The organism is Couchioplanes azureus (assembly GCF_014648355.1).
Lineage (GTDB): Bacteria > Actinomycetota > Actinomycetes > Mycobacteriales > Micromonosporaceae > Actinoplanes > Actinoplanes azureus.
This window is the reverse complement of record NZ_BMQY01000001.1, coordinates 591,599-610,549: the sequence shown is the minus strand read 5'-3', so window position 1 is coordinate 610,549 and position 18,951 is coordinate 591,599. Positions and strand designations below refer to the sequence as shown.

General features: G+C 72.8%; 16 protein-coding genes. 11 read left to right on the top strand and 5 right to left on the bottom strand.

The window, feature by feature from the left end; all coding sequences use genetic code 11:
• Positions 1-105: 105 nt before the first annotated feature.
• Positions 106-303, bottom strand: coding sequence for an acyl-CoA carboxylase subunit epsilon (locus IEY99_RS02840; RefSeq protein WP_189199077.1), 198 nt, complete (start codon positions 301-303; stop codon positions 106-108).
• A 101-nt stretch (positions 304-404) separates the two neighbouring features.
• Between IEY99_RS02840 and IEY99_RS35375 the strand changes: the two genes are divergently transcribed.
• From IEY99_RS35375 to IEY99_RS02820, 4 genes are all read left to right on the top strand, one after another.
• Positions 405-4,346, top strand: coding sequence for a serine/threonine-protein kinase (locus IEY99_RS35375; protein ID WP_505661146.1), 3,942 nt, complete (start codon positions 405-407; stop codon positions 4,344-4,346).
• Positions 4,347-4,408: 62 nt separating this feature from the next.
• On the top strand, positions 4,409-4,621 hold the full coding sequence (locus IEY99_RS02830; RefSeq protein ID WP_189199076.1) for a hypothetical protein: 213 nt from the start codon (positions 4,409-4,411) through the stop codon (positions 4,619-4,621).
• A gap of 49 nt (positions 4,622-4,670) precedes the next feature.
• Entirely contained in the window at positions 4,671-5,396 is a 726-nt protein-coding gene (locus IEY99_RS02825) for a M50 family metallopeptidase (RefSeq protein ID WP_189199075.1), read from the top strand.
• Between the two features lie 70 nt (positions 5,397-5,466).
• Entirely contained in the window at positions 5,467-6,117 is a 651-nt protein-coding gene (locus IEY99_RS02820; RefSeq protein WP_189199074.1) for a M50 family metallopeptidase, read from the top strand.
• Here the strand turns inward: IEY99_RS02820 and IEY99_RS02815 are convergent.
• Positions 6,114-7,682: an acyl-CoA carboxylase subunit beta gene (locus IEY99_RS02815; RefSeq protein WP_373293296.1), complete on the bottom strand. Its 1,569-nt coding sequence runs from the start codon at positions 7,680-7,682 to the stop codon at positions 6,114-6,116. The two genes, IEY99_RS02820 and IEY99_RS02815, sit on opposite strands and share 4 nt — an antisense overlap.
• 222 nt (positions 7,683-7,904) lie before the next feature.
• Between IEY99_RS02815 and IEY99_RS02810 the strand changes: the two genes are divergently transcribed.
• The 3 genes from IEY99_RS02810 to IEY99_RS02800 all read left to right on the top strand — a co-directional run bounded on the left by IEY99_RS02810 (position 7,905) and on the right by IEY99_RS02800 (position 11,725).
• Positions 7,905-10,160: a hypothetical protein gene (locus tag IEY99_RS02810; RefSeq protein ID WP_189199072.1), complete on the top strand. Its 2,256-nt coding sequence runs from the start codon at positions 7,905-7,907 to the stop codon at positions 10,158-10,160.
• Between the two features lie 76 nt (positions 10,161-10,236).
• Entirely contained in the window at positions 10,237-11,106 is an 870-nt protein-coding gene (locus IEY99_RS02805) for a biotin--[acetyl-CoA-carboxylase] ligase (RefSeq protein WP_189199071.1), read from the top strand.
• 4 nt (positions 11,107-11,110) lie between these two features.
• Positions 11,111-11,725: a PH domain-containing protein gene (locus IEY99_RS02800; protein ID WP_189199070.1), complete on the top strand. Its 615-nt coding sequence runs from the start codon at positions 11,111-11,113 to the stop codon at positions 11,723-11,725.
• Here the strand turns inward: IEY99_RS02800 and IEY99_RS02795 are convergent.
• The 3 genes from IEY99_RS02795 to IEY99_RS02785 all read right to left on the bottom strand — a co-directional run bounded on the left by IEY99_RS02795 (position 11,652) and on the right by IEY99_RS02785 (position 13,677).
• Positions 11,652-12,215, bottom strand: coding sequence for a GtrA family protein (locus tag IEY99_RS02795; RefSeq protein ID WP_189199069.1), 564 nt, complete (start codon positions 12,213-12,215; stop codon positions 11,652-11,654). The two genes, IEY99_RS02800 and IEY99_RS02795, sit on opposite strands and share 74 nt — an antisense overlap.
• 58 nt (positions 12,216-12,273) lie before the next feature.
• Positions 12,274-12,840, bottom strand: a complete 567-nt coding sequence (locus IEY99_RS02790; protein WP_229798047.1) for a GtrA family protein — start codon at positions 12,838-12,840, stop codon at positions 12,274-12,276.
• 72 nt (positions 12,841-12,912) lie between these two features.
• Positions 12,913-13,677 (bottom strand): sigma-70 family RNA polymerase sigma factor, encoded by a 765-nt coding sequence (locus IEY99_RS02785; protein ID WP_189199068.1) that lies wholly within the window; start codon positions 13,675-13,677, stop codon positions 12,913-12,915.
• A 318-nt stretch (positions 13,678-13,995) separates the two neighbouring features.
• Between IEY99_RS02785 and IEY99_RS02780 the strand changes: the two genes are divergently transcribed.
• The 4 genes from IEY99_RS02780 to IEY99_RS02765 all read left to right on the top strand — a co-directional run bounded on the left by IEY99_RS02780 (position 13,996) and on the right by IEY99_RS02765 (position 18,835).
• Entirely contained in the window at positions 13,996-15,798 is a 1,803-nt protein-coding gene (locus IEY99_RS02780) for a phosphoenolpyruvate carboxykinase (GTP) (RefSeq protein ID WP_189199067.1), read from the top strand.
• A 55-nt stretch (positions 15,799-15,853) separates the two neighbouring features.
• Positions 15,854-16,702, top strand: coding sequence for a hypothetical protein (locus IEY99_RS02775; protein ID WP_189199066.1), 849 nt, complete (start codon positions 15,854-15,856; stop codon positions 16,700-16,702).
• Positions 16,703-16,785: 83 nt separating this feature from the next.
• Positions 16,786-18,033: an NAD(P)/FAD-dependent oxidoreductase gene (locus IEY99_RS02770; RefSeq protein ID WP_189199065.1), complete on the top strand. Its 1,248-nt coding sequence runs from the start codon at positions 16,786-16,788 to the stop codon at positions 18,031-18,033.
• A gap of 31 nt (positions 18,034-18,064) precedes the next feature.
• A complete protein-coding gene (locus IEY99_RS02765) occupies positions 18,065-18,835 on the top strand; it encodes an isoprenyl transferase (protein ID WP_189199064.1) in 771 nt (256 codons plus the stop codon).
• The last annotated feature ends 116 nt before the right edge of the window (positions 18,836-18,951 follow it).

Sequence of the window (18,951 nt, the reverse complement as noted above, 5' to 3'; positions counted from 1 at the left end):
CGAAGTCTTCCGCGACCCTAGACCGGCCGGCTCGGGGTTTCGACCCCCGAGGCCGGGGCTGTGGACACTCCCACCATACTGAAGGGTGTCTATCCCAGGGGGTCCTCAGCGGGGCAGGCCCGACTCTCGCCAGGAGCCGCGGCCCGCGCCCGGGCGGACGCTGCGGAGCCAGGGGTTCGTCGAGGGGCGGGACGTTGCGGCATCCGTGCCCGTGGATGCTGCGATCAGGGCTCCTACCAGGGCGGCCAGCTCTTCTTCCGTCGGTGCGCCGTGCACCACCCTGACCAGCGGTTCCTCATTCATTGATCAAGCGTACGTTCTGCCCCGCGGTGAGCGGTGACACGCATCCCACACTCGGCTGATCGATTCGCTGCGGCTCGACAGGACCGGGTATTTTCTGCGTGATGTCTACTTCCCCCCCGCTCGTTGTCGCTGACCGCTACCGGCTCGTCGCGCCGCTCGGTCAGGGCGGGATGGGTCGTGTCTGGCGGGCGACCGATGTCGTCCTGCACCGGGAAGTGGCGATCAAGGAGCTTGTTCCTCCTCCCGGCCTCACTCCCGACGAGCGGCAGGAGATGCGGGAGCGCTCGTTACGGGAGGCGCGGGCGATCGCGCGGCTCAACAACATCAACGTGGTGCGCGTCTTCGACGTGCTGCGGACCGACGCGGATCCGTGGATCGTCATGGAGTACGTGCCGTCACGTTCCCTCCAGGACATTCTGGCCACCGACGGGCCCTTCAACCCGGTCCGCGCCGGCGAGATCGGGCTCGGCGTCCTCGGGGCGCTGCGGGCCGCTCATCGCGCCGGCGTGGTGCACCGCGACGTCAAGCCCGGCAATGTGCTGATCGGCGAGGACGGCCGCGTCGTGCTGACCGATTTCGGTCTCGCCACGGTGCCCGGCGACCCCAACGTGACGCGGACCGGCCTGGTACTGGGCTCCCCGGCGTACATCGCTCCGGAGCGTGCCCGCGACGGCTCGGCCGGTCCCGGCGCCGACCTGTGGTCGCTCGGCGCGACCCTGTACGCCGCGGTCGAGGGTGCGTCGCCGTTCGCGCGTCCCTCGGCGATCGCGACGCTTGCCGCCCTCGCCACCGAGAATCCGCCGCCGGCCCGCAACGCCGGTCCGCTCAAGCCGGTCCTCAACGGCCTGTTGCGCAAGGACCCCGCGCACCGCATCGACGCCGACGAGACCGAGCGCCTGCTGCTGCGCGCCACCGGGCGCCGGTCGCGGCTGAGCTTCCCGATGAGCGCGACCATGCGGCGTCCCGGCGCCGGCCGCGAGCGTCCGCCGATCCTTCCGGGCGTGTCCGGCAGCGCGCCCGTCGTGCCGGGCCCGCGACCCCCGGTCACGTCCGGCCGGCCGCCGACGCCTCCGCCGATCGGCTCCGGCCGCACCGGTTCCACCCCGATCACTCCGAGCCGGGGGACCGCGCCGCCGGTCAATCCGGGCCGGGCCACTCCGCCGGTCACGCCGGGGCGGGCCGGGATGGGCCGGGCCACCCCGCCGGTCACCTCCGGTCGCGCCACGCCGCCGGTCACCTCCGGGGCGCCGGGTGCGCCGCCGCCGGGCCGTCCGCCGGTCGCGCCGGGCCGCGGGCCCACGACCCCGCCGCCGGACCAGGGTCGTCCGACGATCTTCACCCCGGGCAAGGCCACGGTGGGCCGCGCGCCGCGTCCCGCGAACGCGCCCGCAAAGCCGGAACTGGACGCGACCCGGGTGGACCGCCCGCTTCCCGGCGCGGCCGACGCCACGCGGGTGGACCGGCCGCTTCCCGGCGCGGCCGACGCCACGCGGGTGGACCGGCCGCTTCCCGGCGCGGCCGACGCGACCCGGGTGGACCGGCCGCTTCCCGGCGCGGGCGACGCCATGCGGGTGGATCAGCTTTTTTCCGGTACGGGCACAGCAAACCCCCCGCCCCCAGGGCAAGAAGCAGGAGCGGAAACACCGGCCGCCTCCAGCGCGACGATGCGCGGTGCCGGCTCCGCCCTGGGCTCCTTCACGGCCGAAGAGGTCGCCGAAGCCCGCAGACGCCACGCGGACCGGCACCCACAGCCGACACCCACCCCGGCACCCCCGCCGCCACCCTCGACCCCAAGCCGCTCGACCGCGCCCAGCCGCCCCTCACCCACGAGCCCCGCCGAGGCGTCAACCTCGTCCGGCCCGGAAAATCCCACCGAGCCCCCGGCGTCCCCGAAGGCGTCGCGGCCTGCAGAGGCAGTCCCAGAGGCGCCGACCGCGGCAGAGGACTCGGCCGGTCCCGAGCAGGCGAACGTCGCCAAGGCCCCGGCCGATGCGAAGACCCCGGCCGATGCGAAGACCCCGAGCCCCGCCGCCGACGCGCCCACCCCGAAGCCGTCCGCGTCGGACAAGACCACCGCCAAGTCCGCCAGCACGGCGGACGGCGCCGCGCTGGCAACGGACGAGCGGACTATCGACCAAGCGCCCACGAGCACCGGAGACGCCGCAGACCAGGCCGCGACGGACAAGGCTCCGACGGAAGAGGCCGAGCCCGAGGCGTCGCCCGCCAAGCCCGCGGTGGGCGCGCGCGCCGGGGCTGCCTCGACCAGCAAGGCCAGCCGGAAGAAGGGCCGCGGACGGCAGACGGCTGCCGCGAAGCCCGCGGCGGACCGCCCGGCTCAGGCGGACCGCCCGGCTCAGGCGGACCGCCCGCCTCAGGCGAAGACCTCGGCGCCATCGGTCCCCGCGCAGGATGCAAACGCTCAGCCCGCGAAGCCGGACCCGAAGGCCCTGGACGCGGAGGCCCCGGCTCAAGACGCGACGGCCCCGGCCCAGGACGCGACGGCCCCGGCCCAGGACGCGACGGCCCCGGCCCAGGACGCGACGGCCCCGGCCCAGGACGCGACGGCCCCGGCCCGGGACGCGACGGCCCCGGCCCAGGACGCGACGGCCCCGGCCCAGGACGCGACGGCCCCGGCCCGGGACGCGGAGGCCTCGGCTCAGGACGCGACGGCCCGAGCTCAGGACGCGGAAGGTCAGGTCCAGGACGCGAAGGCGCAAAGCGCGACCGCGCCCACCGCGGCGGCGAGCCCGGTGGGGCAGGGCGCAAAGACGCAGGCGGGGGACGAGGAATCCCCCGTTGATGTCACGGCGCAACCCGAGGATCCATCCGATCCCGACGTTGCAGAGCCGTCCGCGAAGGCCGTCGACAAAAAGGGCAAGTCCGGTTCCGCGACGAAGAGTGCCGAGAACCCCGAGTCCGAGAGCGGCGAGTCCAACGGTGGCAAGTCCAAGGGCGGTGAGTCCAAGGGCGGTGAGTCCAAGGGCAGCGGCGCTGACGGCGGCGCGTCCGGGGTCGGTCGGTCCGAGAGCAGTCCGTCAGAGAAGAGTGAGCCGGGCCGCGTGGAGCCTGCCAGCGGTAAGACCGGTGGGGCCGCGAGCAAGCTGACCGGCGGAGTTGCGGGCGGTCCCGAGACAGAGCCTGCGTCCCACCCGGATCTCGGGTCGCTCGGCGCGTCCGAGCCGGAGCTTGCGTCCGTCGGCGCGTCCGGTCCGGACTTCCGTACCGGGGCGATCGCGGCCGACCGGGGTGAGCTGACGTCCGGGGTGCTCGCGAGCCGGCCGGCGTGGCAGCCGATGAACCTGCGGGCGCCGTCGGCCGGGCGCCGGGGGTTGACCGTCTTCGGTGTCACGCTGACCCGGCGGCAGACCGTGATCGGGATCGGTGTGCTTGCCGCCGTACTCGTGCTGCTGGCCGTTGTCGTTCCGATGGCCTTCGGGAGCGGCGGGGGTGACCCGGGTTCGCAGGCCGGGACCGCGCCGACGACGGGGGCCGGGAAGCCGCAGGTGTCCGCGACGGCCGCCGTGCCGCCGCCGGTCGCCGCGCCGCCGTCCGCCGGGTCGACGCCGTCGAACGCCCCTTCGCAAGCGCCTTCGCGAGCTGCGGTGCCCCCGGACTGGAAGACCTACGGCGGTCCCGAGACCGGCTTCTCCGTGCCGTTGCCGCCGAACGCCGTGGTGAAGGCCGAGAACCCGGACGAGATCTACATCGAGTACGACCACCGGCTGCTGCTGATCGCCCAGACGGACCAGCCGAAGCCGGATCCGATGGCCGACTGGCAGGAGCAGGAGAGAACTCGCTCGGGCGGCAAGTACCGCCAGTACCAGCCGGTCGCCATGAAGTCGGTCGACTACTTCCAGAAGGCCGTCGACTGGGAGTTCTACTACACGACTTCCACCGGGTTCCGGCAGCACGTCGTGCGGCGCAATTTCCTGGTCGGCACCAAGAAGGCGTACAGCATCAACTGGTACGTCTCGCCCGAGGACTGGAAGGCTTCCCAGAAGGATCTGCGGGTCATCTACGACTGGTTCAAGCCCCTGCCGTGAGCTCCATGCATGAGGTGATCGATGAATGGGTACTCATCGGGCACCGAATGAGGAGGTGCACGATGTTCCGCCGTCACGGCAGCAAGCCCACGCTCGCGTTGTGGATGCTGGTCGCGCTCGCCGACATCGCCATCCTCGTGGCGGCCGCGGGTGTCATGACCGTGCTCCTGGTCGCCACCGGAGCGATGCTCGTGGCAGGCGCCTTCGCCGGTGTCCGCCAACTCCAGCGCCGCGCGGCACCGCAGCCATCCTCGGCCCTGCGCCGCCGCGCCTGAGCGGTCAGGATGGGCCTGAGGGGGCGGTGATCCGCTACGCTGCCGGGCTGTGTCGATCGACTCGGTGACTGATATCTGGGAGACGCTGTTCAGCGCCCAGCCCGACCCGCCAGGGTTCCTCGTGCTGGTCACGGCGGTGGCGGCGCTTCTCGTGGTCGCGTTCCGGCCGCTGTGGCGGGTGGCGCGCAACGCCGTCACCATCGCGCACGAGGGTGGCCATGCCCTCGTCGCCCTGCTGACCGGGCGGAAGCTGCGGGGTATCCGTCTGGAGTTCGACACGTCCGGCCTGACGCTGTCCGCGGGGCGGCCCACCGGGCCCGGCATGATCTTCACGCTGCTCGCCGGGTACGTCGCGCCGTCGCTGATCGGGCTGGGCGGCGCCTGGCTGCTCGGCGGGAACCGGATCACCTTGCTGCTGTGGCTCGCCGTCGTGCTGCTGCTGCTCATGCTGATCAACATCAGGAACGTCTTCGGCGCGGTCTCGGTGGTGGTCACCGGGGCGATCGTCTTCGCCGTTTCCTGGTACGCGTCCGCGCAGGTGCAGGCCGCTTTCGCGTACGTCGGCGTGTGGTTCCTGCTGATCGGCGGGGTGCGCCCGGTGTTCGAGTTGCAGAAGTTGCGCGGCCGCGGCCGGATGCGGGACTCGGACGCCGACCAGCTCGCCGGTCTCACCCACGTGCCGGCGCTGTTCTGGGTCGGTGTCTTCCTCGCCGTCGACGTCGCCGCGCTGGTCGTGGGCGCCTTCATGCTCGCGGGGCAGTGGCTGGCCGGGTAACCGAACGGTCACTCTTTGCCCGTACAAAAGGTGATGTCGGTCACGTATCGCGCCCGATAGCTTCGGGCGTATGGCTGCTGAGCCTGGCATGGCCTGGAGTACCGCGCTGGTGGCGTTCGTCGGCGCCGTACCGCTGTGGCGCTACACCACCAACGCGATCACGATCGCCCACGAGGGCGGGCACGCGGTGTTCGGCTGGCTGTTCGGCTCGGCCGTCAAGCACGTCAAGATCTTCCGCGGCGGTGGTGGCGAGATGCTGCCCGGCGCGGAGAACTGGGTCTCGAAGTTCGTGTCCCTGGTGGCCGGCTACCTCGGGCCCTCGATCTTCGGCTTCGCCGGCGTGCTGCTGCTCGTCCACGACTTCGATCCGCGGTCGGTGCTCTTCCTCAGCCTGGCCTTCCTGGCCGGCGTCCTGATCATGGTGCGGAACCTGTTCGGCGTCGTCGTCATCCTCGCCGTGGGCGCGCTGCTCTGGGTGGTCGCGATGCGCTCGACGGCGGCGGTGCAGCTCGCCTTCGCGTACGTGTGGGTCTGGTTCCTGCTCATGGGCGGCGCCCGGCAGGTGCCGGAGCTGTTCTGGGCGATGCACACCGACCCGTCGACCGATGCGGGCCTGCTGGAGAAGCACACCCACATCGGCGACGTGGTCTGGCTCTTCGTCTTCTGGCTGCTGTCCCTGGGCGCCCTGGTCTACGGCGGCGCCCTGCTGCTACGCCATTAGAGCGGGATGTTGCCGTGCTTCTTCGGCGGCAGCGTCTCCCGCTTGGTGCGCAGCGTACGCAGCGCGCGGGTCACCTGGATGCGCGTCTCGGACGGGGCGATGACCGCGTCCACATAGCCCCGCTCGGCCGCGATGTACGGGTTGGCCAGCGTGTCCTCGTACTCCTCGATCAGTTCGGCGCGCAGCGCGGTGGGATCCTCGGCGGCGGCCAGCTCGCCACGGTAGAGGATGTTGACCGCGCCCTGTGCACCCATCACCGCGATCTGGGCGGTCGGCCAGGCGAAGTTCATGTCCGCGCCGAGGTGCTTGGAGCCCATGACGTCGTACGCGCCGCCGTACGCCTTGCGGGTGATGACCGTGACCTTGGGGACGGTCGCCTCGGCGTACGCGTAGATGAGCTTGGCCCCCCGGCGGATGATTCCGTCCCACTCCTGGCCGGTGCCCGGCAGGAAGCCGGGCACGTCGACGAACGTGACCACCGGGATGTTGAAGGCGTCGCAGGTGCGCACGAAGCGCGCGGCCTTCTCCGAGGCGGCGATGTCCAGCGTCCCGGCGAAGTGCATGGGCTGGTTGGCGACCACGCCGACCGGGCGGCCCTCGACCCGGCCGAAGCCGACCACGATGTTCTGCGCGTAGAGGGGCTGGATCTCGAGGAAGTCCTCGACCACGGCCTCGATCACGCGGTGGATGTCGTAGGGCTGGTTCGCCGAGTCCGGGATGAGCGCGTCCAGGGCGAGGTCGGTGTCGCCGGGCGTGAGATCCGCCGGGGCCTCGAAGACGCTCGGCTCGTCCAGGTTGTTGCTGGGCAGGTAGGACAGCAGCGCGCGCACGTAGTCGATCGCGTCGTCCTCGTCGCTGGCCAGGTAGTGGGCGTTGCCGCTGCGGCTGTTGTGGGTGCGCGCCCCGCCCAGCTCCTCCATGCCGACCTCTTCGCCGGTCACCGTCTTGATCACGTCGGGGCCGGTGATGAACATGTGCGACGTCTGGTCGACCATGACGGTGAAGTCGGTGATCGCGGGGGAGTAGACCGCGCCTCCCGCGCACGGGCCCATGATCAGGGAGATCTGGGGGATGACGCCGCTCGCCCGGACGTTGCGGAAGAAGATGTCGGCGTAGAGCCCGAGAGCGACCACGCCCTCCTGGATGCGCGCGCCGCCCGAGTCGTTGATGCCGATGATCGGGCAGCCGATCTTCATGGCGAGGTCGAGCACCTTGACGATCTTCTCGCCGAAGACCTCACCGAGGGAACCGCCGAAGACGGTGAAATCCTGCGAGAAGACGCAGACCTGGCGGCCGTCGATGGTGCCGTGGCCGGTGACGACGCCGTCGCCGTACGGGCGGTTCTTCTCCAGGCCGAAGTTCGTCGACCGGTGCCGGGCCAGCCCGTCCAGCTCGACGAAGGAACCCTCGTCGAGCAGCATCTCGATCCGCTCCCGGGCGGTCTTCTTGCCGCGGGCGTGCTGCTTCTCGACGGCTCGCGCGGAACCGGCGTGCACCGCCTCGTCCGTCCGCCGCGCCAGGTCGGCGAGCTTGCCGGCCGTGGTGTGGATGTCGGACTGCTCCACGTCCTGCTGGGTCGTCACTGTCCCGTGCCTCCACTCGCCCGCGCCCGTACGGTGGTCGCCGCCGGGCGCGCGTTCTCCGCGGTCGCGGTCGCCGCGCTCACTTGCTCGTGCGCGGTCTGCGCCCGTGCCGGGGAGATCGTATCCAGCGCCCCGAAGCGCCGGGCCCGGGCGGCGTCGAGCCGGGGTCGTTTCGTTCTTAATGCACCATTCGTTACAACCCGCGTGACGACATGGATGACCCCCGTCGGCGTGGCGTTGATCGTCGGTGGCATCGCGACGCTCCTCGCGTTCCGCAAGGTGCTCTTCGGCGGCGGCGAGGCCGCCGCGGCTCCCGGCAAGCGGGCTCTCGCCGCCCGGCGGGCCGCGCAGGGCAAGCGGTCCGCCCGGGCGGAGCGGATCGCCGGAGGCAAGCGGCCCGCGGAAGGCAAGCGGCCCGCGGAAGGCCAGCGGGCCGCCGAAGCCGAACGGGCCGCCGGCGCCGAGCGGGCGGTCAGGGTTGAGCGGGCCGCAGGCGCCGAGCGGGCCGTCGAGGGTGCGCGGGCCGGCGGTGCGCGGGCGGAGAACGTGCGGGCTGTCGAAGGTGTGTGGGCGGAGGGCGTGCTGGCCGAGAGTAGGCAGGCCGGGAGCGGGCGGAGCGGGGACGCCGTCCGTCGGCGTCGGCGTCACGTGGCGACCGCGGACGCCGCGGTCGCCGGGCGCCGGGCAGAGGCGGCGGAGCTCGAGACCGTGCCGGGTGGGCGTCATGCCGAGGCGGCCGCCGGCAGCGCGACCGACCGGTTCTCCGCCGACGAGTCGCCGGCCCCGGGTCCGCGGGCCTCGCGGCGCTTCTGGCCCACGTCGGGGGCCGCCGACTCCATGAGGGACCCGGCGGGCGAGGGTGCTCTTCCTGCCGTTGCGACGGACGACGCGGTCTTCGTGGACGAGGGAACGTCCGAGCCCGAGGCAATGGAAGGAGCCGACCGCTCCGGCCGGTCTGGCTTGCGGCATTTCCGGCCGGCGGAGGAGGCCGTGGAGACCCCGCCCGCCATCGCGGCCGCCGGACCGACGGACGTGCGCCTGGTCAGCCTGGGCCTGCCCGGCGAGTCGATCCTCGACGAGGAGCCCCTCCTCGACACCGTGGATGACGAGGAGTGGCCCTCGGCCGCTGCCGACGACGACAGCGCGTGGCCGGCCGCCCCCACGGCTTCCGAGCAGGACGTTCCGCTCGGGCGGGAGCAGGACTTTCCGCCGGGGCAGGAGCAGGATGTTCCGCTGGGGCGGGATGTTCCCCTGGGGCGGGATGTTCCGCTGGGGCGGGAGCGGGATGCTCCCGTCGGGCGGGAGGAGGCCGGCCTGGAGGATCCCGACCTTTCCGGCGACTTCGAGGCCGTGCACGACACCGACGCCTCGGGCAGCTACCCGGCCGCCGTGGACCCCTTCGCCGGAGGCGCCTTCGACGTCGACCCGTTCGAGCCGGAAGCCGAGACCGCGCCGGAGGAACCCGGAGCGCGGCGGTGGTCCGGCCCTGCCGCTCGCCGCTTCGGCGACCGGGTCGACGGGTGGGTACGTCCGCAGTACCGCGACGAGCCCGTGTCGGGCGACTACTGGACGCCCATCCCGGACGCCGGTTACGGCTGGCCGGTGCCCGTGGAGCGCATCCCGGCGGTCCCGCCCGCGCCCGGCGGCGAGCCGGCGGCGGAGGTCGAGTCGGAACCGACCGCGCTGGTCCCGCAGTGGCCACCGGTGCGCCCCGACGACCGCATCGGAGCGCCCCGTCCCTGGGACGGCGAGGAGTACGAGGCCGCCGGCAGGCCGGACTATCGGCCCGTTCAGCACCGGGAGCCCGCTCGGGACCACGAACCCGGCGGGGACCCGCAGGACCATCGGGACCAGCCGTCCGCGCCCGAACAGGACCGGCTGCCCGAACGCTCGCGGCGCCCGGAGCGGCCCCAGCTGCCCGGACGGTTCGGATTCGACCCGGGCCCGCGAGGCGACGACGACCTTGCGGGGCGAACGGACAAGGCCGGACCCCGCCGGGCAGACAGTGAAGGCTGGGCGGACCGGGAAGGCTGGGCGGACCGGGAAGGCTGGGCGGACCGGGAAGGCTGGGCGGACCGGGAAGGCTGGGCGGACCGGGAAGGCTGGGCGGACCGGGAAGGTCGGGCGGACAGTGGCGGCTACGCCGGCCGGCAGGCGAGTGCCGACGGCCCCATCTGGACGGTCCCGGATCTGCCCGATGCCGCGCTGCCCGAGCTGACCTGGGCGCGTACCACCGCGGACGACGACGGCTTCCGGCGTTCCTCGATCAAGGTGAGACCGCGGCGCGGGGTTGCCAGCGATCCCACCCAGAACCTGCCGGCCGTCGACGCCGGGGACCACGACCGGGCTGCCCAGCAGCCGGCCCGTCCACGTCCCCGGCCGCGCCCCCGCCCCGGCGCCGGCCAGTCCGAGGCGCGCAGCACGGTCTACGTGAGCAAGCACGCCGCGGAACCGAGCTGACTCCTGCCCGAACCCAGGACAGCGGCTCGCCGCCGGTGCGGGAAAGTGCCTGCGCCTACGGGGCTAGGGTGTGGCGATGGCCTCCTCGCCGTACGCGGATCTCGATCGCCCGCCGCTGGCCGCGCGTGCCCTGCAGCGTGCGCTCGTCGTTCCCGGCGCGATGTGGCGCCGGATCGACGTGGTCGCCGAGACCGGGTCCACGAACGCCGACGTCGCGCAGGCCGCCCGGGAGGGCGCCGGCGAGGGCCTGGTCGTCGTCGCCGAGCGGCAGGTCGCCGGGCGGGGGCGGCGCAGCCGGGAGTGGGTTTCTCCGCCGCGGGCGGGTCTGACGCTCAGCGTGCTGCTGCGGCCCGGGGTCCCCGACGCCGGGCGAGGGTGGCACGCCGTCCCGCCGGGGCGGTGGGGGTGGTTGCCGCTGCTGGCCGGGGTGGCGCTCGCCGAGGCCGTGCGGCGGGTGGCCGAGGTCGGCGCCACGCTGAAATGGCCCAACGATCTGCTGGTGACCGCGCCCGGCGGGGGCGAGGGCAAGGCCGCCGGGATCCTGGCCGAGGTTGCCGGGGACGCCGTGGTCCTGGGAGTCGGGTTGAACGTCTCCACCCGGGCCGAGGAACTGCCGCCCACGACCGGCCTGCCCGCCACGTCGCTGCGGGCCGCCGGTTCCGGCTCAGCGGATCGCGATCCGCTGCTGCGGGCGCTGCTGCGGAGCTTCGAGCGATGGTACGGCGGGTGGCGCGAGACCGGCGGCGACGCAGAGCTGTGCGGGCTGCTGGAGGCGTACCGCCGGGACTGCGCGACGATCGGGCGTGACGTCCGGGTGCTGCTGCCCGACGCCGACGCGCTCACCGGCGTCGTGACCACCGTGGACCGCGACGGGCAGCTTGTGGTCCGTACGGCTGACGGCCGGGAGCATCGCGTCTCGGCGGGTGACGTCCTGCACGTACGCTGAGGCCGTGGCTTTCCCGGACGACGTGCTGACCGACGAGGAGGAGGTCGTCCTCCACCTGCACCCGCACGCGAAGGCGGCGGTCGGGCCGGTCCTGGTCCTGCTGGCCGCCCTGGCCGCGGTCATCCTGGTGTGGGTGATGCTCCCGCCGAACACCGGCGGCCTGATCGGCGTCTGCGTCGTCGGCGCGGTGGCCCTCTTCGTCGGGGTGACCCGGGGCGTGTGGCCGTTGCTGGTCTGGCGCACCACCCACTACGTCTTCACCGACGAGCGGATCCTGCTGCAGGACGGTGTCGTGGCCCGGGAGCGCCGGGATCTGCCGCTGAACCGGGTCAACGACCACGTGGCACAGCAGTCGCTGTTCGAGCGGGTGCTGGGCTGCGGCACGCTCACCGTCGACTCGATCGGCGAGCAGTCCGCCGTCATGCTGTCGGTGCCGCGCGTGCAGCAGGTGCAGACGACGCTGTACGAGCTGATCGAGATCGACCGGGAGCTTCGGCCGGAGGACGACGAGGAAGGGGAGGAGCCGGAGCCCGAGCCGCCCGTGGCTAGACAGCGCGGCGCTGGGCGTCGATCTCCATGGCGATCTCTTCGTCCAGCCGGCCCTCGGCCTCGGCGCTGAGTTCGGCCAGGCCCGCCGCGACGTCGAGCTCGGCGATCGCGGCCTCGTGGCCGTCCACCGGCGGCTTCAGGAAGACGAACGTCCGGTACGCCCAGAAGCGGAAGAGCGTCGCGACGCCGATGCCGAGCATGGTGACGCCCATGAACAGCAGGGCGTCCTTCTCCTCGGTGAGGCCGAAGCCGTACTTGCCGATGGTCACCGCGCCCGACTGGATCACCATGCCGACCAGGTTGAACCCGAAGAACAGCGTGTACTCGCGGCGCAGTGCGGTGCGGGTGTGGTGGCGGTAGGTCCAGAAGCGGTTGGCGACGTAGGCCAGCGTGGTGGTGACGATGGTGGCGACCACGCTCGCCTTGACCGCACCGATGGGCAGCAGGGCCCAGGTGATGGCCATGTAGAGCAGGGTGTTCGCCGCGCCGATCACGCCGAACGCCAGGGCCTCGGGGGCGAGGTGGCGCAGGCGTTCCGTCAGGGGACGGGCTGAGGGCATTGGGCAACCTTACGGGGGAACGAGGGACGAAGGACCGAGCCTGAGGCTGGGCCCTGCGTCACATCCGCGGGACGGCTCGGGGTGCCGTCGGCTCGGCCGACTCGGGGAGGGTCGTGCCGGCCTGCGGGGCGGGCGCCGCCGGGACTGCCGGAGACGTGGGATCGGGGACCGTGCTCTCACCGAAAACGAAGCGACGGTACGACCAGAAACGGAAGAGCGTGCCGGCGGCGGTGCCGACGAGCTGTCCGGAGATGTTGTCCGCGAGCGGCGTCTGGAACTCGGGCCAGATCGCGCCGAGGCCGTAGTGGCTGACTGCCAGGCAGGTCAGCCCGATCATCAGGCCGACCCCGTTGAGCAGGAAGAACATGGTGTACTGCTTCGCCATGTGGGTGTGCTCGCGGTGCCGCCAGGTCCAGAACCGGTTGCCGGCGAACGCGACCGTGGTGGCGACGACGGTGGAGCCCGTCTTGGCGAGCAGGGTCTCGGCGCCCGCCTGCAGCAGCACGTTGAAGATCAGCAGGTCGATGGCGAAGGCGATGCCGCCGACGGTGCCGAACTTGCTCAGCTCGCGCACCAGTGCTCCGAAGCGTGCCCGCAGGGCGGGCAGGAGGGCGGCAGCGGGCACGGGTCGAGACTACCGGCGGGGGTCAGCCGGTGCGGACGACCTGAGCGACTCCAGAGCTTTCGTGAGCCACTCTTAACCCGGCGGGGCCGCAGGGTTGCGCTGGCGGTACGGTCGGTGACGACGCAGGTGCATTTCGGTCACCTCGTCCAGCCGGGCACGGCAGTCGGTGCACCAGGACAAATGGCTGTCCAGGCGGACGGACTCCCGCGGCGCGAGCCGTCCCCGGATGCGGCCGCCCAGCCGTTCCCCGGCCCACCGGCATTCCGGCGGGTCGGCGACGGCGACGTGCTGCTGCAGGTAGAGACGGCGCAGCCCCTCCCGGGCGCGGTGGGCGAGCACGGCGACGGCGTTCGGCGTGAGCCCGAGCTGCGGGGCGACCTCCGCCGGGCTGGCCCCTTCGACCTCGGTGCGCCAGAGCACGTCGCGCCACCGGTCGGGCAGGGCGCGGAAGGCCTGGGCGGCGTACGTGCGTTCGAGCTTGTCGAGGGCCGGGTCGAGGAAAGGCTCGCCCTCGTCGTAGCGGGTGAGGTCGTCGGTGAACTCGAGCCGCCGGTCGCGCCGCGCCCGGTGGTAGCAGACGTGACGCAGCGTGGTGTTCAGGTACGCCCGGAAGGCCACGAGCGGCCCCCGCCCGGCCCGCAGCGTGGCGAACACCTTGGCGAACGTCTCGGCGACCAGGTCGTCGGCGTCGGCGGGATCGGTGACGAGCGCGTGCGCGAGGGCTCGGGCGGCGGCGCGATGACGCTGGTAGAGGACGCCGTAGGCGCCGGTGTCGCCGGCCCGCACGGCGGCCAGCAACTCCGTGTCGGCGTCGCTCTCGCCGGCCGGGATCGACATTCCTGCCTCCTGTAGCCGGGAGTGGGAGGAAAGCCCGATTGTGGCCAAGCTTAGGGTGTTTTGTCCATTTCGGGAAATGGCGCCGCGACGCCCCGACGCTTCAACGCTGTGTGCGCACCGTCGCGCGCTCTGCGCACTCGTGCGCTCTCCAGGGAAGGATCAATCGTCATCGCGCACAAACTCCGAGGATTGTGCGGTTGTCCACAAGATTCGCCGATGAACTGAACGTTCACTCGGCATACGCTGACGTGACTCCCGTGATGGGGCCGGACCGCCGGCCTGCTTCGTCACAGGTCAGTGCCGACCGAAGGGACTCACATGTCTGTGCCCCCCACCTCCCACGCCCGCCTGCTGAGCTGGGTGGAAGAGGTAGCCGCTCTCACCACGCCCGACCGGGTGGTCTGGTGCGACGGCTCCGACGAGGAATGGACCCGCCTCACCGACGCGTTGGTGGAAGCCGGTTCCCTCGTTCGCCTCAACCCCGAGCGCCGGCCCAACTCGTTCTGGGCGCGTACCGACCCCGGGGACGTCGCCCGGGTCGAGGAACGCACCTACATCTGCTCCGTCGACCCCTCCGACGCCGGGCCCACCAACAACTGGATGGCGCCGGCCGAGATGAAGTCGACGATGACGGAGCTGTACCGCGGCTGTATGCGCGGACGCACCATGTACGTCGTCCCGTTCTGCATGGGCCCGCTCGACGCGCCGAACCCGATGTTCGGTGTCGAGCTGACCGACAGCGCGTACGTCGTCGCCTCCATGAAGATCATGACCCGGATGGGCGCCAAGGTCCTCGAGGCCATGGGCGCCGACGCCGACTTCGTGCCCGCGCTGCACTCCGTCGGCGCGCCGCTGGAGCCGGGTCAGGAGGACGTCGCCTGGCCGTGCAACGAGACGAAGTACATCTCGCACTTCCCGGAGACCCGCGAGATCTGGTCCTTCGGTTCCGGGTACGGCGGCAACTCGCTGCTCGGCAAGAAGTGCTTCGCCCTGCGCATCGCCAGCGTGGCCGCCCGGGACGAGGGCTGGCTCGCCGAGCACATGCTGATCATGAAGCTGACCTCGCCCGAGGGCCAGGTCCGCTACATCGCCGGCGCGTTCCCCTCGGCCTGCGGCAAGACCAACCTGGCCATGCTGGAGCCGACGCTGCCCGGCTGGAAGGTCGAGACGGTCGGCGACGACATCGCCTGGATGCGCTTCGGGGAGGACGGCCGCCTCTGGGCGACCAACCCCGAGTACGGCCTGTTCGGCGTCGCCCCCGGCACCGACCAGCACACCAACCCCAACGCGATGCGTACGCTCGCGCAGGGCAACTCGGTCTTCACGAACGTGGCGCTGACCGACGACGGTGACATCTGGTGGGAGGGCATGGGCGAGCCGCCCGCGCACCTCATCGACTGGAAGGGCAACGACTGGACGCCGGAGTCGGAGGCCGTCTCCAGCCACCCGAACAGCCGGTTCTGCACGCCCATCACCCAGTGCCCGATCCTCGCGCCCGAGTACGACGACCCGCGCGGCGTACCGATCGACGCGATCCTCTTCGGCGGCCGCCGCAAGACGACCGTGCCGCTGGTGACCGAGGCCCGCGACTGGGTGCACGGCGTGTACTTCGGCGCGACGCTGTCGTCGGAGACCACCGCCGCGGCGGTCGGGCAGGTCGGCGTCGTGCGCCGCGACCCGATGGCGATGCTGCCGTTCATCGGCTACCACGCCGGCGACTACTTCAACCACTGGATCGAGATGGGCAAGGCCGCGTCGGGAGACGCGAGCAAGCTGCCCAAGGTCTTCTACGTCAACTGGTTCCGCCGCGGCGACGACGGCCGGTTCCTGTGGCCGGGCTTCGGGGAGAACTCCCGGGTGCTCAAGTGGATCGTCGAGCGGCTCGACGGCAAGGCCGAGGCCGTCGACACCCCGATCGGTCAGGTGCCGACCCCCGAGGCCCTGGACCTCACCGGTCTGGACATCGACAAGGCCGACATCGAGGCCGTCCTCAAGGTGGACCGCGAGGAGTGGCTGGCGGAGATCCCGCAGGTCGAGGAGTGGTTCGCCAAGTTCGGCGACAAGCTGCCGGCCGTGCTCTGGTCCGAGCTGGACGCGCTCAAGTCCCGCCTCAACGCGTGACGACCCGCGCCCGCCTCGCGTTCGAGGCGGGCGCGGCCTGGGTACCGTCGCGTTCGTGACCATCGACTCCGGCCGGCCGGGCATCATCCGCGCCCTGCGCGGGCTGCTCGTCGCGACGGCGGCGGCCACCGTCGGGGTCGAGCTCCTCAATCTCTGGTACGCCCCGGAGCACGGTTTCGGGCTCGCCGTCCGTACGGGCTGGGCGCTGCTGCGTACCGTCGGATGGCTGGTCCTCATCTGGCACGTGGGCCGGGGGCGTGCCGCGGCCCGGCCGCTCGGCCTCATCCTGGCCGTCACCACCGTGTTCGCCGTCGGGCGGCTCGTCGTCCCGCGGACCGGCGTGCCGCCGCTCGCCGGCGTGCTGGGTTTCGCCGCCCTCACCGCGCTGTGCGTCACCGTGGTCGTGCTGCTCTACCGGCACCCCGCCGTCCGCGCTCATCTGGTGCGGCATCCGGCCAGGCTGGCCGTCACCCGCACGGGCCTCGAATGGCGCGAGACGGCGCCGAAGCGCCCGCCGGTGCCGGCGTGGGCCCTCACCGCCCGGGTCGCGGCGTTCACCTACAGCCCCTTGATGCTGGTGCCGGCGCTGATCTCGGTAGGTGAGCTGGGCAGCCGTCCGCAATGGCTGCTCGCCGTCGGTTTCTGGTTCCTGGCCGGTGTCGCCGCGAGCTACGCGGTGCTGCTCAGCACGTTCTTTCTCCTGCGCGGCAAGCGCTGGGCGCCGCGGCTGCTCATCTGGGTCACGCTCGGCGTGCTCGCCGTGGACCTGCCGCTGTGCCGTCTGCTGCTCGGCTGGGACGGCGTGATCCGCGACGGGGCGCCCCTGCTGGCCGCCGCCGTGCTGGTCTTCTACTCCCTGTGGAGGGTGGCACGCACGCCCGTCCCCGCGGCAGCGGCGGCCTGAGTGACGTCCCGCGGCTTGCCGGCCGATCCCGGCCTCCACCCGCGGATTCCCGCGGGGCGCGCCGTCTCGTCGGCGGTGACGCGGTGACTTTCGACGTCGCGGTGGTCGGTGCCGGGCCGGCCGGGTCCGCCGCCGCGCTCGCCGCCCGGCGGGCCGGCGCCTCGGTCCTCCTCCTCGACCGGGCCGGCTTTCCGCGCGACAAGCCGTGCGGCGACGGCATCGCGGCAGAGGCCCTGGACGTGCTCGCGGACCTCGGCGTGACCGGGGTGACCCACGGGTTCCCGCCCGTCGCCGGCCTGCGCCTCGTGGCGCCGGGCGGCGTCGAGGTGGCCCGGCCGCTCCCGCGCCCCGCGCACACCGTGCCCCGCCGGATCTTCGACGCGCGCCTGGTCGAGACGGCCGTCCGGGCCGGCGCCGAGCTGCGCCGGCACACGGTCCGCGCGATCCGGTGGTCTCCGTCCGGAGTGGTGCTCGACGACCGCATCGAGGCGCGGGTGGTCATCGGCGCCGACGGCGCGGGTTCCGTGGTGCGGCGCGCGCTGGGCCACCCGGCGAACCCGCCCGGGCACCTCGCCATCGCCATCCGCGGATATGCCCCGGCCCACGCACGTGGGGGCTCAGATCATCAGTCGGCCGAGCGCGGCGCCGCCGCCGTCCCGGCCCACGCCGCCGCCGTCCCAGCCGACGGCGGCGCCGCCATCCCGGCCCAGGGCGCCGCCGCCATGGCAGGCCCCCGGGCGGAACAACTGATCCGGACGACGCGCGACCGCTGGCCCGCGTACGCATGGTCGTTCCCGCTCGGCGACGGCACCGCCAACGTCGGGTACGGCGAGGTCCTGCGGGGCACGCCGCTGACCCGGGCATACCTGCTGGACCGCCTGGCCGCGCTGCTGCCCGGCACCGAACCCACCGGCCTGCGCGCCCACCACCTGCCGTTGTCCACCCACCGGCCGCCGCCGGCCCGCGGCCCGGTGCTGCTCGCCGGCGACGCGTTGTCGCTGATCAACCCGTTCACCGGCGAGGGGATCTTCTACGCCGTGCTGTCCGGTGCCCTGGCCGGCACCGCCGCGGCGGGCGGCCCCGAGCGGGCCGCCGCGCGCTATACGCGGGCGGTGCGCGAGCGGCTCGGCCGCCACCTGCGCCACTCGCGCGCCGCGGCGCTGCTCACCCGGCAGCCGCGGGTCGTCGACGCGGCCGTACGGGCGGCCCGGCGCGACGGTGCGGTTTTCGACCGGATGGTGGACCTCGGTCTCGGTGACGGGGTTTTCGACCTTCGCACGATCGGACGCATCGCGGCCGAGATGGCCCGAATCGTCGCCATGCCCTCTTGAGTGGGGCTTCCGGCTCGATAGGCTGGACGCGATGAGTCTGCGCTCCCTGGTCTACTCCCTGTACGAACGGCGGCTCGCCGGCAAACTGGCCGGCAAGCCGGTGCCGCAGCACGTCGGGGTCATGTGTGACGGCAACCGGCGCTGGGCCCGGGAGATGGGCTACGTCGACCCCAACGACGGCCACCGGGTGGGCGCGGCCCGGGTCAAGGAGCTGCTCACCTGGTGCGACCAGGCGGGCATCAAGCACGTGACGCTCTACCTGCTGGCCACGGACAACCTGCAGCGTCCCGCCGCCGAGCTGGACCCGCTGGTGAAGATCATCGAAGACCTCGCCACCGAGCTGGCCGAGGACGGCAACCCGTGGCGGCTGCGCATCGTCGGCGCGCTGGACGTCCTGCCCGCGACCACGGCGACGACCCTCAAGGCGGCCCAGGAGAAGACCCGCGACCGCTCCGAGGGCGTCGAGGTCAACCTCGCGGTGGGCTACGGCGGCCGCCGCGAGATCACCGACGCGGTCCGGTCCCTGCTGCACGAGCACGCCGCGGCCGGGCGCACCCTGGAGGAGCTCGCCGAGATCCTCGACGTCGAGCACATCGCCGAGCACCTCTACACCCGCGGGCAACCCGACCCCGACCTGGTCATCCGCACCAGTGGCGAGCAGCGGCTGTCGGGCTTCCTGCTCTGGCAGTCGGCGCACTCGGAGTTCTACTTCCACGACGCCAACTGGCCCGACTTCCGGCGCACCGACTTCCTCCGGGCGCTGCGCTCGTACGCCACCCGCCAGCGCCGCTACGGAGCCTGAACGACCACGCCGCCTTCTCTGCGCCGCGCTCTCCGCGCGTCCGCTCAGCCTGGGAGCTGTCCCCTGCTCGGGGCGGGAACTCCATCCGGCTCCGAGCTGAATCTCGCTCAGCGTGG